Genomic DNA, 13,428 nt, shown 5'->3' with positions numbered 1-13,428 from the left:
CCAGGGCAGGAGACCCGATGAGCGAACCGAACGGAACGTCCGCGCGCGCGGCCGGGCCTTTGGCGACCCGCACGAGCGGCACCGTCCGCGTCGTCGGCTCGGGCCTGCTCGGCGCCAGTATCGGTCACGCGCTGACCGCCCGCGGCGTCGACGTCGTACTCGTCGACGCGTCTCCCTCGCAGCTGCGCCTGGCCATCGACTACGGCGCCGGTCGCGCCGAGCGCCCGGATGACCGTCCCTCATTGATCGTGGTGGCCGTGCCGCCCGACGTGACGGCCGACGTCGTGCAGCGCGAGCTCGAGACGTTCCCGGATGCCGTCGTCACCGACGTCGCGAGCGTCAAGCTCGAACCGCTGCGCACCCTTCGCGAACGAGGGGTCGATCTCACGCACTACATCGGCTCGCACCCCATGGCCGGGCGCGAGCGCGGGGGAGCGATCTCGGCCCGCGCCGACATCTTCGTCGGCCGCCCCTGGGTCGTGTGCCGTGACGGCGAGACCTCGGCCTACGACCTGTCCCTCGTCGAGGGCCTCGCCCTCGACCTCGGCGCCACGCTCATCGAGATGACACCCGAAGAGCACGACGAGTCCGTCGCGCTCATGTCGCACGTGCCGCAGCTGGTGGCGAGCCTCCTCGCCGGCCGCTTCGTCGAGGCGCCGGACGGGTCCCTGCGTCTCGCGGGCCAGGGCGTGCGCGACACGACCCGCATCGCAGCATCCGCTCCCGAACTCTGGGTGCAGATCCTGGGCGCGAATGCGGCGCCCGTCGTCGCGGTCCTCGATCAGCTCGCGGCCGACCTCACGGATGTCTCCGAAGCCCTGCGCGATCCCGAGGTGCCCGGTGCCCGCCGCGCGGTGGCCGACACCATCCGCCGCGGCAACGAGGGCGTGGAACGCCTGCCCGGCAAGCACGGCCAGAACCGCCGCTTCGATACCTTCGTCGTCATGGTCGACGACACCTCCGGCCAGCTGGGGCGCCTGTTCGGCGAGCTCGGCGACCTCGACGTCAACGTCGAAGACCTACGCCTCGAGCACTCGCCCGGTGCCCCGTTCGGCCTGGCCGAGATCAGCGTCGTCCCCGACGCGGTCCGCCGCGCCGTCGACGGCCTCCAGCAGCGCGGTTGGCGGATTGCGAGCACTACCCATGACTGATCCCACCCCCGCCCTGTTCCGGCCCGGCCTCGCCGCGCCCGGCTTCGCGGCCCCCGCCGAGGGGTCGTCCGCGCCCGTCATCGTGGCGATCGACGGCCCCGCCGGCAGCGGCAAGTCGAGCGTGTCGAAGGCCTCCGCCGCCCGTCTCGGCTACGGCTTCCTCGACACGGGGGCCGCCTATCGCGCCCTCGCGTGGCACGCCCTCGCCCACGGTGCCGACACCTCCGACGCCACCGCGGTGCTCGAGGTGTTCGGCGACTTCGACTACGCGATCTCGCTCGACACGACCGACCGCTGGGTGCGTGTCGGGGGCGTCGACGTGACCGCTGCGATCCGCGAACCACGCGTGACCGATGCCGTGAGCGGCGTCGCCCGCGTCGCCCCCGTGCGTCAGGCCGTGAACCAGTTGTTCCGTCGGCTCGTGGCATCCGCCGGTCTTCCCGGTGTCGTCGTCGAGGGGCGGGACATCACCACGGTCGTGTTCCCCGACGCGCCCGTGCGCATCCTGCTGACCGCCGCTCCCGAGGTGCGTGCGGCGCGCCGCAGCGCGGAGATGACGGATCAGGATGCCGCCAAGGTCGCCGCAGCCCTCCACCAGCGCGACGCCGCTGATTCCACGGTCGTCGACTTCCTCACCGCCGCCCCCGGCGTCGAGGTGGTCGATTCGACCCACCTTGATTTCAAACAGACCGTCGACGCCGTGCTGAGCGTCGTCGACTCCACGATGGGAGCCCGCGATGGGCGTTGAAGACGAGTACGAAGGCGGGCCCGACCAGCTCGCCGAGAAGATGGAGCAACTCGACGAGGTGCTCGCCGAACAGCGGGCCGAAGCGCTGCGCGCGGGCCTCGAGGACTTCGACCTCGACGAGGAAGACGCCGCCCTCCTCGCGGGTCTCGCCTCGGGCGAGGGAGCGATCGAGTTCCTGCCGGCGCTGCCGGTGGTCGCGATCGTCGGTCGCCCGAACGTCGGCAAGTCGGCGCTGGTGAACCGTATCCTCGGTCGCCGCGAGGCCGTGGTCGAAGACACCCCGGGTGTCACCCGCGACCGCGTGACCTACAAGGCCGAGTGGCTCGACCGGCGCTTCTCGCTGGTCGACACCGGTGGCTGGGAGCCCGACGCGAAGGGCATCGACCGCTCGGTCGCCGCGCAAGCCGAGGTCGCGATCGACCTGGCCGACATCGTCCTCTTCGTGGTGGATGCCACGGTGGGTGCGACCTCGACCGACGAGCACGTCGTGAAGCTGCTGCGCAAGAGCGGCAAGCCGGTCTTCCTCATCGCGAACAAGGTCGACGACGCCCGCCACGAGCCCGAGGCCGCTGCCCTGTGGAACCTCGGACTCGGCGAGCCGCACCCCGTCTCGGCGATCCACGGCCGCGGCGTGGCCGACCTGCTCGACGAGATCATGAAGGTGCTGCCCGACGTGTCGGCGGTCGCCAAGTACGAGATCGGCGGACCGCGCCGCGTGGCGATCCTCGGTCGCCCGAACGTCGGCAAGTCGTCGCTCCTCAACAAGGCGGCCGGCGAAGAGCGCGTCGTCGTCAACGAGCTCGCCGGCACGACCCGCGACCCGGTCGACGAGGTCGTGGAGCTCGGTGGCAAGCTCTGGACGCTGGTGGACACCGCCGGCATCCGTCGCCGCGTGCACCTGTCGCAGGGCGCCGACTTCTACGCGTCGCTGCGCACCTCGACCGCTCTGGAGAAGTCCGAGGTCGCGGTCGTCGTCATCGACGTCTCGCAGCCCATCAGCGTGCAGGACCTCAACATCATCGACCTCGTGCTCGAGTCGGGTCGCGCGCTCGTGCTGGCGTTCAACAAGTGGGACCGCCTCAACGACGACGACATGGAGAACCAGGACCGTCGCCGCTACCTCGAGCGCGAGATCGAGCAGGACCTCGCGCACGTCGCGTGGGCCCCGCGCGTGAACATCTCGGCCCGCACCGGTCGACACCTCGACAAGCTCGTGCCCGCCCTCGAGCAGGCGCTCGAGTCGTGGGACACCCGCATTCCGACCGGAAAGTTCAACGCCTTCCTCTCGGAGCTCGTCGCCGAGCACCCCCACCCGCTGCGCGGCGGCAAGCAGCCGCGCATCCTGTTCGGCACGCAGGCGGCCACGCGTCCGCCGACATTCGTGCTGTTCACGACCGGGTTCCTCGACCCGGGCTACCGCCGGTTCATCCAGCGGCGCCTGCGCGAGATCTACGGCTTCGAGGGCACCCCGATCGTGCTCAACATGCGCATTCGCGAGAAGCGCCAGCGCTGATCCGCGTCGAAAGCGCCCCGTCCCCGTCGTGGGGGCGGGGCGCTTTTGCGTGCGCGGGGTCTGCGGGCGCGGATTTCTCGCGAGACTGCACCTCGCTGACACCTTCGCTGCAGGCTGACGCGGGTTCACCAGCGAAATGCAGGCTCAAGCGCGCCGGGGCCGCGAGGCGCGACGCAACCGGGCCCATATCCGACCGGGTGGTCGATACAGTGCTCTCGCGACGGCGACGCCGTGGCATCCGCCCTCTGCTGACGCCGGGAGACCCCATGACCACCGCCGCCCCGCCGCTCGACCAGCCGTACGACGGCGCGCCGCTGGGCGCCGCGGTCCGCCGCGTCTTCGCGAAGTACGCCACCTTCGGCGGGCGTGCGAGTCGCAGCGAGTACTGGTGGTGGGTGCTGACCGCCGCCGTCGTGGGCACGGTGCTGAACGCGCTGCCGACGCTGACCGACGGCATCCGGATCGAAGCCGACGGCTCGACGACCATCACCGGACCGCACGGGGTGATCCTCGGGGCGATCTGGCTCGTGTGGGCTCTCGCGACGATCGTCCCCACGTTCGCCGTGCTCGTACGGCGCCTGCACGACACCGGTCGCAGCGGTTTCTGGGTGTTCATTGGGCTGGTGCCGTTGATCGGCGCCCTGGTGCTCTTCGTGTTCACGCTGCAGGGGCGGCGACCCGAGGGTGCGCGCTTCGACGCCTGAGACCCGAGCGAACGCCCCGGCCCGAGTGGTCGGGGCGTTCGTCGTCTCCGGAGGCCACGACCCGGTCGCCCCGCTCACGCACCGGTCGCTGCCGGCCGAGGGAGCCGGGCGCTGACCGGGTGACAGCGGAATGCGGAGTCGGTGTGGGGAGCCGGTATCCGGTGCGTCAGAGGGGTGCGGCGGGGCGGACGAGAGCCGTCCGGTCGGGCTCGGCGAAACCGAACTGACGGTAGAGGCCGTGCGCGTCGCTCGTGAAAAGGGTCCAGCGGAAGTGAGGGCCCGGGCCCTCGTCGATCATCAGTGAGACCAGGCCCTTGCCGAGGCCGTGACCGCGGTGCGCGGCGACGACGAACACGTCGGCCAGGTAGGCGAAGCCGACGCCGTCGGAGATCGCCCGCGCGAAGCCCACCAACGCACCCGTCTCACGGTGGTGGGCGGCGACGACGCGCCACGCGCTGTCGAGCTGCGTGTCGACGTCGGCGCGGGTGCGCCAGCGTCCCCAGTACGCCTCGGTGCTCAGCCACTGCCAGACCGCGTCGCGGTCGATCCGTTCGGGGTCGTCGTCGAGGTCGTACTCCATCCGACCAGTGTTCCGTGTTTCGCGGCGCGATGTGACGCCCGGCGGCGCCCTCGCACGAGGGGTGTGCCAGGCTGGAGACGATGACGATCGAGCCCCCCGCCCCCGGCGAGCCGCGACGCCCGCACGGGGCTCGCGACCCGGGCGATGCCTGGGTCGTCGCGCCCACGGGCGAGAAGTACTGGGGTCGTTTCGGCGCCGCGGGGCTGCTCGCCCTCGACCCCGAGCGCGGAGTGCTGCTGCAGCATCGCGTCTCGTGGAGCCACTTCGGCAACACGTGGGCCCTACCGGGTGGCGCGCGGCACGAGGGCGAATCCGCTCGCGACGGCGCCCTGCGCGAGTCGGGCGAAGAGGCCGGAGTGCCGGCGGATGCCGTGCGGGCGCGCTTCGAGAGTGTGCTCGACCTCGGCATCTGGTCGTATTCGACCCTGGTGGCCGACGTCACGACACCCTTCGAGCCCGTGATCAGCGACCCCGAGAGCGTCGCCCTGGAGTGGGTTGCCGTCGACGAGGTCGACTCGTTGCCGCTGCACCCCGGCTTCGCCGCATCATGGCCGGCCCTGCGTGAGGCTTTGACCGTGCGTCCGGCGATCGTCGTCGACGTGGCGAACGTCATGGGCTCGGTACCCGACGGCTGGTGGAAAGACCGCGCCGGCGCCGCGACCCGCCTGGTGACGAAGGTCTCGCGGCTGACGGAGCGGGGAGTGGATGCCGAGGCCCTCGGGGTCTCCGCGACGCGCTGGTTCCCCTCGGTCACCGCGGTGCTGGAGGGTCAGGCGCGGTCCGCCCAGCCCCTGGCACCCGCGATCGAGGTGCGGCACGCGCCGGGGGAGGGTGACGACGAGATCGTCGCCGTCGTGCGCGAGGTCGCGGGGGCGTTTCGTCCGGTGGTCGTCGTGACGAGCGACCGCGAACTGGCGGCGCGCGTCGAGCAGCTCGGGGCTGTTGTGCGCGGAGCGCACTGGCTGCTCGACCAACTGACCTGACGGCTGCGTCAGCGGCGTCGGCGGTCGTAGGTCTGACGACAGGTCGGCGATTTCGCCGGGTCGGTGATTTGCACAAGCTCAGTCGGTGGGCGAGGGATGCGGCTGAGGTTGTACGGATCGCTGAGGGTGTGACGCGACGGTCAGTCGAGTTCGCGGCCGCGGAGCTTCTCGATATCGCGGCGGTCGCGCTTGGTGGGGCGGCCGGCGCCGCGATCGCGCACCGGGACGAACGGCATGCTTTCTTTCGAGGGCGGCGGGGGAGTGCGGTCGTCAACCGACTCCGCGACGAGGGCCGCCCCGACACGCTTCGCGATCGTCTTCTTCACGACGAGGATCCGGTCGAAACCCTGGATCCGCACCCGCAACTCGTCGCCCGGGCGCACGGGTTGCGCCGCCTTGGCGCGTTCGCCGTTGACTCGGACGTGGCCCGCACGGCACGCCGTTGTCGCCGCGGACCGAGTCTTGTAGACGCGCACCGCCCAGAGCCACGCGTCGACGCGTGCGGTGGTCGTGGCATCCGTCATGTCAGGTCTCTCGTCGGCGAACCTCCATCGTAAGACGGGCTCTCACTCGCGCAGGGTCAGTGAGACGAGAGCGCGGTCGGGTTTGGGGCGCTCGACGATATCGAAGCCCGCCTGTTCGAACATCGACACGGTGCCGCGGTACAGCTGGGTGGCGGAGCGCTTCGTGACGGTGGGGTCGAGGGGGTACGCCTCGACGACGCGGGCGCCGGCGTCGCGGGCGGTCGAGACCGCGGCATCCAGGAGTTTCTTCATCAGACCCTGACCGCGGTGAGCCGTGCGGACGACGAAGCACGAGATCGACCAGACGTCGTCGGCGTCGAGGGGCTCGTCCGTCGCGGTCGTCACGTCGCGGGTGCGCAGGAGGCGCGCCTGGTCGATGCGGGGACCGACGCGCACCCAGCCCGCCGGCTCGCCGTCGACGTAGGCGATGAGTCCGGGAGCGCGATCGCCCTGCATCTCGGCGTGGAAGCGCGTGGCGAGGTCATCGCGCGAGGTCTTCTGGAACTCGGCATTGGTGAGCAGCCACCACTGGCATTGGCAGCCGGGACCGTCGCCGCTGTCGAGCGCCGTCTCGGCGTCGTCGAAGCGGTCACCGGTGGCGGGCAGGATCTCGATCGTCATGCCCGAGACCGTAGCGAGGGTCTCCGACATCGGACAAGGGCGTGCGCACACGCCCGGGGTGGGCGTTGGTTCGCGGGGGCGTCGGCGAGGGGCTAATATAGGGGAGTTGCCCGCTCGCGGGTAACGGGATGTGGCGCAGCTTGGTAGCGCACTTGACTGGGGGTCAAGGGGTCGCAGGTTCAAATCCTGTCATCCCGACAGATAGGGCCGGAATCCTGCGGGATTCCGGCCCTTCGTCGTTTCACCGTTGGGCGCCAGACACGACGCAGACACGATGACCCATCCTGGACATCACCTCCCTGCGGCTTGGATGGCGGCCTGCGCGCGCCGGCGGCGGAGTCGGTACTGATGCACGGGGTCCGCGTCGAGGCGGTCGCGGAGCGTCGCGAACAGGAGATCTTCGTCGACGACGCGGACCCGTTGGCCCTGCCGGATCTCCCACGTCATGGTCATACCGGCGCTGCGCCATCGCTTGATCGTGCGCACGGAGCGGCGCACCGTGCGCGCCGCCTCGCGGTACGACAAGGTGGCCACCGATCAGCCGTCCGTGACTCGAAGCGATCGCTGGGCGCACGAACCCGGTACCGCTATCTTGCTAATGGTGGACGGGACCGTGAGCAACATAATCAACGCGGGGATATTCGTCGCGACCGTGATCGCCGCGATTATTGCGTGGCGCGGTGTGCGTGATGCGCAGCGGGCACGAGACGATGCAAGTGACCATGAAACCAAAGCGCTGGGGTACGCAGAGGAGGCGTCAGCAGCTGCTACGGCCATAGCTGGAGCGCAGCAGCGCGCCGCTACTGCATTGGAGCAGGCCAACCTCCGAGAGACGGCTCGTGATGCGGCCAAAGTTCCTTGGGTCGTAGAGCGCCGTTCGACGGAGCGCTGGGCGGTGAGGAACAACACCGGTTCCGATGCCGATTTCGTATCTTTCGAAGCACATCCGCCGGCACACGTTGAGATGGAAGATGGCCTCGAATTTCGAGACGTGCCGAATGGACAGATGGTGTTCCTGCGCTTCGGCGGCGGGTTCTCCGATCCTTCCTCTGCGACCCTAACCGTGGTTTGGCGAGACAGCCTCCGTGAAGGGCGCGAGGCCACGGTCATCCTGGGTTGACGCCTCACTGGGGCACCTGCTCTGAAGTCGTCGTGGGGGTGTGGTCGGTGCGGCAGACGATGCAGACCTTCGACAGCAGGGAGGTGCCGTCGGGGCCGTCGATCCAGTCGACGAGGACGCCGTGCTCGCCGCACCGGTCGCAGAACTCGGGCCGCGCGCGGCGCGCGGTCGACAGGTCGAGGCGCTGCCGGGCACGACGGATGAGGCGGAACAGCTGGTCTTGCAGGGCGGTGAGGTCGTCCCAGTCCTCGATGAGTTCCACGACGTCGGAGAGCCACGCGTTCGCGGCGTACGCCCACTCGCGCGCGAGCTCCACATCGGGGAGCTGTGACGGGAGCTGTGGCGCTTCGACGCCGAGGCGGGACGTCGCGACGACGAGGTACCCACGGAGGGTGTCCCACACGGCACGCGCGTTGCGGGACTCGGGACCGTCGACGACGGGCATGTTGTCGTAGTACCCGCCGCCAGACACCCGCTCAGTGAGCGGGGCGGCGCGGACGCCGCGCGCGGCCATGACGATCGTGCCGGTCGTCTCGACGACGTAGGGCAGCTGGTCGACGTGCCAGAGGAACTCTTCGACCCAGAGCGCGCGGGCGGCGTGCGGGTCGATCGCGTCGGCCGGGGCGAGGTCGCTCACTGGGGTTCTCCGATCTGCGCGAGGATGTGTGCGGTCGTGTCGTCGTCGAGGTGGCGGAGGCCGAGGGCGCCGCGGTACGGGATCGGCTCGGCCAGCGCGCGCGGGCGGGTCAATTCGAGGTGCCAGTTCCGAGGCTCGGCCCAGTCGGAACACTGGCCGTTGTAGCCGCAGAGGTTGCGACCGCCGGGGTTGTCTCCGAACGCACGGTGCGCGCCGATCAGGTCGACGACGCCGAGAATCACGCCGTGCGCCTGGCCCGTGGACCAATCCACCAATGACGCTCGACGCTTCGTCAGTACGCGGTGCGCAACCACCTGGGCGTCACCCGCGGTCGCGCGCGCGAGAGCGGCGTGGATTGCTACGGGGCCGCGGTAGTCGCCGGCGATGTTGCGGACGCGGTTCTCGACGTCCTTGCCGCCGTGGATGATCGCCCACGCCCACGGCTGGCGAACGGTGAGGATGCGCATCAGGCCACCGCCCTCACGGCGAGGATCAGCTCGGCGCGTTTCGCCTCGAGTTGCGCGGGGAGATCGCCGCCGCGGTCGCTGCGCCCGTAGATGAGCTCGCCGAGCCGGTTACGCGGGACGCCTGCGTGGAGCGCGACCGCTTCGAGGGTCATGCCGGCGGCCATCAGCGCGCGCACGTGCGCCCGGGCGGGCTCGGCGTCGACGCGAGGTGCCGCCTCGGGCACCCCGGCCGCGCGGCGTCGGCGGCGTTCCTCGGCGAGTGAGGCGTCCGCGCACGAGGGCGTGGCGGGGCAGAGCTCCCTCGAGCGGCATCCGAGTTGGTAGCCGTACGCGGTGCCGTGGTGCTCGGCCGCGATCATCTCGGTCGTCTCACGCCGGTTGGCCATCCACTCGCGGTGGTACTCGCGTGCGGCGTCCTTGCACGCGTCGCACCGGCATCCGCGGGCGTAGGACGCGTTCGTGCCGTGGCCGAGCACCTGGCGCGGCGCGCGTGGCTCACGGGGGATCGCGGTCGACCGGCGCTTCACGTTGGCCGCGAGGTGCAGCTCGCGGCGGATGATGCCGACGTACGCGACGCTGATGCTGAGGTCGTGGGCGATCTCGGCGTCGGAGAGCCGCGAGGCGTGAAGGCGTCGCACCTCGGTCTGCGTGCGTTCGCGTGCACCTGCGCGGGGGTCCGCGGCCTTGGGCTTCAGCGGTTCGCCTGCCGCGGCGAACTCATCGAACGCGGTCTGCGCGCGGTCGCGCTCGGCGGTGGCCGTGGCGAGGGCGCGCTCGGCGGTGCGAAGGTCGGCATAGAGCGCCTTGCGGCGTGCGCGCCACGCGTTCCGCGCCTGCTCCCACTCGGCCACCGGGTCGAGCTTCACGACCGGCGCCAGCGGCGGGGTCTTCGGCTTCGCGGTTGCCTTGGCCGGCGTCTTCGTGCGCGGCGCGGCGTCGGTCTTCGTCGCGACGGGGCGCGCCTTGGTGCCGCGGTTGGCGGCGCGGTCGCGCTGCTCGATGCCGGCGCGCTCCTCGGCCTCGCGGGCCAGGATGTCCTCGAGCGGGACGCCCTGGTCGACGAGGCGGCGGAAAGAGTAGTCGCCGGAGTACCGCCGGTACACGTCGCGGCATGCGAGCGGTGCGGGGCAGTTGGCGTCGCGGCATCCGTGTCGGTAGCCGTCGACGGTGCCGTGGGGGAAGTCGTCGCCGAGGCGATCTGCGGCGCGCATCAGAGGTCCGCCTTGTCGATGACGGCGGTGTGGAAGGTGGGAGTCACGTGTCGCCAGCCGTTGCTGCTGTGCTCGTCCCGCTGGACAGGCTTGTGGCACGCCCGGCAGAACGCTTCCACCAGGACGCCGGCGGGATCTGCGGCGGGCTTGGCCTGCTCGGCGGCGTACTCTTCGCCCGCCTTTGCCGCGACGATGATGGCGGCGGCGGCGTCTCGCGCTTCGTCGGGGGTGAGCGGGTGGGGTGCGTGGATGGTGACGAGTCCGTCGTCGTCGACGTCGATGTCAGCGACGAGCTGCTGGACGGTGCGGGTGATCTCGGTCATGGCGTGGTCCTCTCAGAAAGGGGGCTGGTCGGGGTAGACGACCTCGTCGGGTGCGAGGTCGAGGGCGGGTGCGTCCCAGGTGCGGGTGCAGGTGTGTTCGGGGGCGGTGTGCCCGTCGACGGGCCGCGTCGGCCAGTAACGGGTACGGAGGCTCGTGGCGGTCTTCCCGGCCCGCTCCTGGATCTGCCAGACACGGATGCCGGTGAGCACGCACGCGAGCACCTGGTCGCGGGTGAGGCCGACAGGGTCGAGGCGGGGTGCGCCGATGAGCACGCCGAGGTGGTGATCGGCGCGGACCTCGAGCACGCGGCGGGAGCAGCGCCCGCAGCGGGCGGCGAGCGGGGCCTTGGCGGTCATCGTTCGTGCCAGGGGGTGTCGCGCGGGTCGTCGGACTCCGTCTCGGTCTCGGGGGCGTAGAGAGTGACGTTCGTGTAGAACCGGCGCCCGTTCGACTTGGCCGTGCCGACGTCGAACCGCTGCTTGAGCTGCCGACCGAACGACTGCGCGGTGAGCGCGTCCTCCCGCTGCTCCTTGCACCACGCGTCGTACGCCTTCCGCAGCTCCGCCATCTCGACGCGCGCGTACTCGCCGCCGCCGGTGGAGCACCGGTCCTCGATGAACCGACCCAGGTGGTCCTCCTCAGCGCGGTACGCGTCGGTCGCGGCGAGCACCTCAGCCGGGGTGTCGAGCCCGTCGGCGGCGTACCCGACGGCGCCTCGGATGATCCACGCGAGGATGCCGGGGCCTTCCTCGTCGACGAGCCGCTGCTGCAGGTCCTCGATCCGCTCGGACTCGGGCACCGAGTGGGTGAACGGGATGAGTCGGAGTCGCCGCCAGACGCTGTCTCCGCCGGTCTCGACCTTCGGTTGGCTGTTGCCGAGGAGGAGGAACGTGTGCGACGGGGCGAAGTCGAAGAAGTCCTTGCCCATGAAGCGGGCGGTGATCGTGTCGCCACCGGTGAGGGCCTTCATCTTCGCCTCGTCGAACTTCGTGTCCTCGTTGATCTCGGACGTGATGACCAGCCGCCGGCCCTGCAGCATGGCGAGCTCGGTGGGGTGCTTCTCCCGCCCGACGACGAGGAACCCCTGCGGGGCGGAGGTGGCGTAGTCCCCGGCGATCGCGGACAGCACCTCCGCGAAGACGCCCTTGCCGTTGCCGCCGGCGCCGTGCGCGAACGGGAGGATGTGCTCGCGTACCTCGCCGATGAACATCAGCCCGGCGAGGCGTTGCATGTACCGTTCGACGGCCGCGTTCGACTGGAACGTGGTGGCGAGGAACCTGTCCCACAGCGGGGTTTTCATGGTCGCGTCGGGCGTGACGGTCGTCTGCTTCGAGTGGAACAGTGCCGCGGTGGGGGTGGCGATCGCGCCGGTGCGGAGGTCGACGACACCGCCGGGGGTGTTGAGCTGCCACGGGTGCCGGTCGAACTCGGCCGCGGCGACGCGCATGGCCGGGGTTGCGCGGGCCAGGCGCACGGCGTCGCCGATCGCGCGTGCCCGCATCGACTTGAGCCGCCACGCCTTGAGCGCGGTGTTGTCGGTGGGGATGCGGCGGATGACGTCGCGGGCGGCTTCGATCGCGGGCCCGTCGTCGGGGTGCCACGCCCACCGGGTGCCGTCCCAGGTGACCCACCGGCCGGCGTCGGGGACGTACCGCATGGTGCCGGAGTACTCGGCGACGAGGAGGCGGGCGTTGCCGTCGTCGGTGAGGTCGGCGCTGTCGCCGCCAACGGTCGCCGCGGGGGCCGTGGCCGTGGCGGGCGCGCCGACGGCGCTGATCTGAGTGCCGGTCGACGTGGTGCGTGACGCGGCAGGGGTGGCGGGTGCGAGCTCGCGGGGTGCGCGGTGGCCGTAGTCGACGTCGGCTAGGGCTTTCGCGGCGGCGGCGTGGTCGCCGTGGTGGTTGAGGAGGGCGTACGCACCGAACTTCGTGTACGGCACCTCGGGTTCGAACTCGGTCGATGAGGTGAAGACGTAGAGGCGGTCGCGGTCGCCGGCGTGGCCGGTGGTGGCGCTGATGCCGTCGTTCTTGCCGGGGCGGCGCCAGTACTTCGTCGCACCGCGGGTGAACACATGCACCCACCCGACAAGGATTTCAGTCCAGTCGGTGCGGGCTTCGTAGTCGTCGCCAGGGGTGATGTCGCCGTCGGCAGCGTGGAACGTGGTCGACCATTTCGCGTCGACGGGCCCGCCGGCGCTGGCGGGGGTTTCGTCGGGCATGGTGTCGAGCGCGGCGTGCACGATCGCGTGGACCCGGTCGCGTTCCTCGCGGGTGAGGGTGGGGAGCCCGGCGGGCCCGCCCACGAGCCGCACCCACGGGCGGCCGGTCGGGTGCACGTCACCGTTCGAGGGGGCGAGGACGACGAACCCGCCGGTGCCGCGCGTCTCCGCGAGCGTCTCCCGCCCGGTCGCGCCTTCGGTCGGGCGCTGCGCGACCTTCGTGTTCCCCGGGACCGTGCCACCCTCGACGCGGTACAGCAGGTGCAGGCCACCGGAGGGAGACTGTTCGGACCATCCGTTGATGAGGCGGTCGTAGACGGGGCGGAGGCCGGTGCCGTCGAGCAGTTCGAGCACGTCGCTCATCTGGGCCATAGCGACGCCCTCGACTTCGAGGAGTTCGACGTCGCCGTACCCGGTGACGATGCCGATGCCCTGCTCGAGGTCGTTGTCGAACCAGGCGCGCAGCTGCGTCTCGTCGGCGGCGGTACCGGTGTGCTGCTTCCACGCGATGCGGGGACGCTTGGTGCCGTCGGCGGCGACGGGCACGACGGAGAGCCCGGCTGCGTGCAGCTCGAGGGCGGTGGCGAGAAGTGTGGTCATCGGCTGACCTCCGCCGATAGGGTGCGG

16 protein-coding genes and 1 tRNA gene are annotated in these 13,428 nt (G+C 71.0%); 7 read left to right on the top strand and 10 right to left on the bottom strand.

Translation table 11 applies throughout. From position 1 onward, the window contains the following. Positions 1–17 precede the first annotated feature (17 nt). The 4 genes from QBE02_RS05010 (at position 18) to QBE02_RS04995 (ending at position 4,116) form a co-directional block, all read left to right on the top strand. The gene (locus QBE02_RS05010; RefSeq protein WP_279367382.1) at positions 18–1,151 is read left to right on the top strand and encodes a prephenate dehydrogenase; all 1,134 of its coding nucleotides are present in this window, start codon (positions 18–20) and stop codon (positions 1,149–1,151) included. Next, positions 1,144–1,899 carry a (d)CMP kinase gene (cmk, locus tag QBE02_RS05005; RefSeq protein ID WP_279367381.1) on the top strand — a complete coding sequence of 252 codons (756 nt, stop codon included), beginning with the start codon at positions 1,144–1,146 and terminating at the stop codon, positions 1,897–1,899. The genes QBE02_RS05010 and cmk overlap by 8 nt, the downstream gene beginning before the upstream one ends. Further along, positions 1,889–3,412, top strand: coding sequence for a ribosome biogenesis GTPase Der (gene der / locus QBE02_RS05000; RefSeq protein WP_056227518.1), 1,524 nt, complete (start codon positions 1,889–1,891; stop codon positions 3,410–3,412). Before cmk ends, der begins: the two co-directional genes overlap by 11 nt. Positions 3,413–3,678: 266 nt before the next feature. Then, the gene (locus tag QBE02_RS04995; RefSeq protein WP_279367380.1) at positions 3,679–4,116 is read left to right on the top strand and encodes a DUF805 domain-containing protein; all 438 of its coding nucleotides are present in this window, start codon (positions 3,679–3,681) and stop codon (positions 4,114–4,116) included. A 166-nt stretch (positions 4,117–4,282) separates the two neighbouring features. On the opposite strand, the gene QBE02_RS04990 is transcribed toward QBE02_RS04995, so the two are convergent. Beyond that, positions 4,283–4,696, bottom strand: coding sequence for a GNAT family N-acetyltransferase (locus QBE02_RS04990; protein ID WP_279367379.1), 414 nt, complete (start codon positions 4,694–4,696; stop codon positions 4,283–4,285). Between the two features lie 80 nt (positions 4,697–4,776). Between QBE02_RS04990 and QBE02_RS04985 the strand changes: the two genes are divergently transcribed. Beyond that, positions 4,777–5,679, top strand: a complete 903-nt coding sequence (locus tag QBE02_RS04985) for an NUDIX domain-containing protein (protein WP_279367378.1) — start codon at positions 4,777–4,779, stop codon at positions 5,677–5,679. Positions 5,680–5,819: 140 nt separating this feature from the next. Here the strand turns inward: QBE02_RS04985 and QBE02_RS04980 are convergent, their stop codons facing one another. Further along, positions 5,820–6,203 (bottom strand): RNA-binding S4 domain-containing protein, encoded by a 384-nt coding sequence (locus QBE02_RS04980; protein ID WP_056227533.1) that lies wholly within the window; start codon positions 6,201–6,203, stop codon positions 5,820–5,822. A 42-nt stretch (positions 6,204–6,245) separates the two neighbouring features. Next, positions 6,246–6,824, bottom strand: coding sequence for a GNAT family N-acetyltransferase (locus QBE02_RS04975; RefSeq protein WP_279367377.1), 579 nt, complete (start codon positions 6,822–6,824; stop codon positions 6,246–6,248). Between the two features lie 124 nt (positions 6,825–6,948). On the opposite strand from QBE02_RS04975, the gene QBE02_RS04970 reads away from it, so the two are divergent. Next, positions 6,949–7,022, top strand: a tRNA-Pro gene (locus QBE02_RS04970). A 93-nt stretch (positions 7,023–7,115) separates the two neighbouring features. Here the strand turns inward: QBE02_RS04970 and QBE02_RS04965 are convergent. Beyond that, positions 7,116–7,358, bottom strand: coding sequence for a hypothetical protein (locus QBE02_RS04965; RefSeq protein ID WP_279367376.1), 243 nt, complete (start codon positions 7,356–7,358; stop codon positions 7,116–7,118). Between the two features lie 79 nt (positions 7,359–7,437). Between QBE02_RS04965 and QBE02_RS04960 the strand changes: the two genes are divergently transcribed. Further along, on the top strand, positions 7,438–7,944 hold the full coding sequence (locus tag QBE02_RS04960) for a hypothetical protein (RefSeq protein ID WP_279367375.1): 507 nt from the start codon (positions 7,438–7,440) through the stop codon (positions 7,942–7,944). 4 nt (positions 7,945–7,948) lie between these two features. Here QBE02_RS04960 and QBE02_RS04955 read toward each other — a convergent pair whose 3' ends face one another. The 6 genes from QBE02_RS04955 to QBE02_RS04930 are packed head-to-tail and all read right to left on the bottom strand — an operon-like array spanning position 7,949 to position 13,401. Next, the gene (locus QBE02_RS04955) at positions 7,949–8,581 is read right to left on the bottom strand and encodes a hypothetical protein (protein ID WP_279367374.1); all 633 of its coding nucleotides are present in this window, start codon (positions 8,579–8,581) and stop codon (positions 7,949–7,951) included. After that, on the bottom strand, positions 8,578–9,048 hold the full coding sequence (locus QBE02_RS04950; protein WP_279367373.1) for a hypothetical protein: 471 nt from the start codon (positions 9,046–9,048) through the stop codon (positions 8,578–8,580). Before QBE02_RS04950 ends, QBE02_RS04955 begins: the two co-directional genes overlap by 4 nt. Next, positions 9,048–10,259 carry a hypothetical protein gene (locus QBE02_RS04945; RefSeq protein WP_279367372.1) on the bottom strand — a complete coding sequence of 404 codons (1,212 nt, stop codon included), beginning with the start codon at positions 10,257–10,259 and terminating at the stop codon, positions 9,048–9,050. Before QBE02_RS04945 ends, QBE02_RS04950 begins: the two co-directional genes overlap by 1 nt. Then, on the bottom strand, positions 10,259–10,582 hold the full coding sequence (locus QBE02_RS04940; RefSeq protein ID WP_279367371.1) for a hypothetical protein: 324 nt from the start codon (positions 10,580–10,582) through the stop codon (positions 10,259–10,261). Before QBE02_RS04940 ends, QBE02_RS04945 begins: the two co-directional genes overlap by 1 nt. A 12-nt stretch (positions 10,583–10,594) precedes the next feature. Further along, complete coding sequence (locus tag QBE02_RS04935; RefSeq protein WP_279367370.1) at positions 10,595–10,939, bottom strand: hypothetical protein; 345 nt, start codon at positions 10,937–10,939, stop codon at positions 10,595–10,597. Further along, positions 10,936–13,401 carry a phage/plasmid primase, P4 family gene (locus tag QBE02_RS04930; RefSeq protein WP_279367369.1) on the bottom strand — a complete coding sequence of 822 codons (2,466 nt, stop codon included), beginning with the start codon at positions 13,399–13,401 and terminating at the stop codon, positions 10,936–10,938. The genes QBE02_RS04935 and QBE02_RS04930 overlap by 4 nt, the downstream gene beginning before the upstream one ends. Positions 13,402–13,428: the final 27 nt, after the last annotated feature.

This window comes from Microbacterium testaceum (assembly GCF_029761935.1).
GTDB lineage: Bacteria > Actinomycetota > Actinomycetes > Actinomycetales > Microbacteriaceae > Microbacterium > Microbacterium testaceum_A.
The sequence above is the reverse complement of the archived record's forward strand: the minus strand, read 5'-3'. Positions and strand labels throughout refer to the sequence as shown.

Excerpts from the sequence above, each read along its gene's own strand:
- QBE02_RS04935 (WP_279367370.1), bottom strand. The coding sequence starts at position 10,939 with ATGACCGCCAAGGCCCCGCTCGCCGCCCGCTGCGGGCGCTGCTCCCGC.
- QBE02_RS04995 (WP_279367380.1), top strand. The coding sequence starts at position 3,679 with ATGACCACCGCCGCCCCGCCGCTCGACCAGCCGTACGACGGCGCGCCG.
- cmk (WP_279367381.1), top strand. The coding sequence starts at position 1,144 with ATGACTGATCCCACCCCCGCCCTGTTCCGGCCCGGCCTCGCCGCGCCC.
- QBE02_RS04940 (WP_279367371.1), bottom strand. The coding sequence starts at position 10,582 with ATGACCGAGATCACCCGCACCGTCCAGCAGCTCGTCGCTGACATCGAC.
- QBE02_RS04990 (WP_279367379.1), bottom strand. The coding sequence starts at position 4,696 with ATGGAGTACGACCTCGACGACGACCCCGAACGGATCGACCGCGACGCG.
- QBE02_RS04950 (WP_279367373.1), bottom strand. The coding sequence starts at position 9,048 with ATGCGCATCCTCACCGTTCGCCAGCCGTGGGCGTGGGCGATCATCCAC.
- QBE02_RS04980 (WP_056227533.1), bottom strand. The coding sequence starts at position 6,203 with ATGACGGATGCCACGACCACCGCACGCGTCGACGCGTGGCTCTGGGCG.
- der (WP_056227518.1), top strand. The coding sequence starts at position 1,889 with ATGGGCGTTGAAGACGAGTACGAAGGCGGGCCCGACCAGCTCGCCGAG.
- QBE02_RS04975 (WP_279367377.1), bottom strand. The coding sequence starts at position 6,824 with ATGACGATCGAGATCCTGCCCGCCACCGGTGACCGCTTCGACGACGCC.
- QBE02_RS04985 (WP_279367378.1), top strand. The coding sequence starts at position 4,777 with ATGACGATCGAGCCCCCCGCCCCCGGCGAGCCGCGACGCCCGCACGGG.
- QBE02_RS04945 (WP_279367372.1), bottom strand. The coding sequence starts at position 10,259 with ATGCGCGCCGCAGATCGCCTCGGCGACGACTTCCCCCACGGCACCGTC.
- QBE02_RS05010 (WP_279367382.1), top strand. The coding sequence starts at position 18 with ATGAGCGAACCGAACGGAACGTCCGCGCGCGCGGCCGGGCCTTTGGCG.
- QBE02_RS04930 (WP_279367369.1), bottom strand. The coding sequence starts at position 13,401 with ATGACCACACTTCTCGCCACCGCCCTCGAGCTGCACGCAGCCGGGCTC.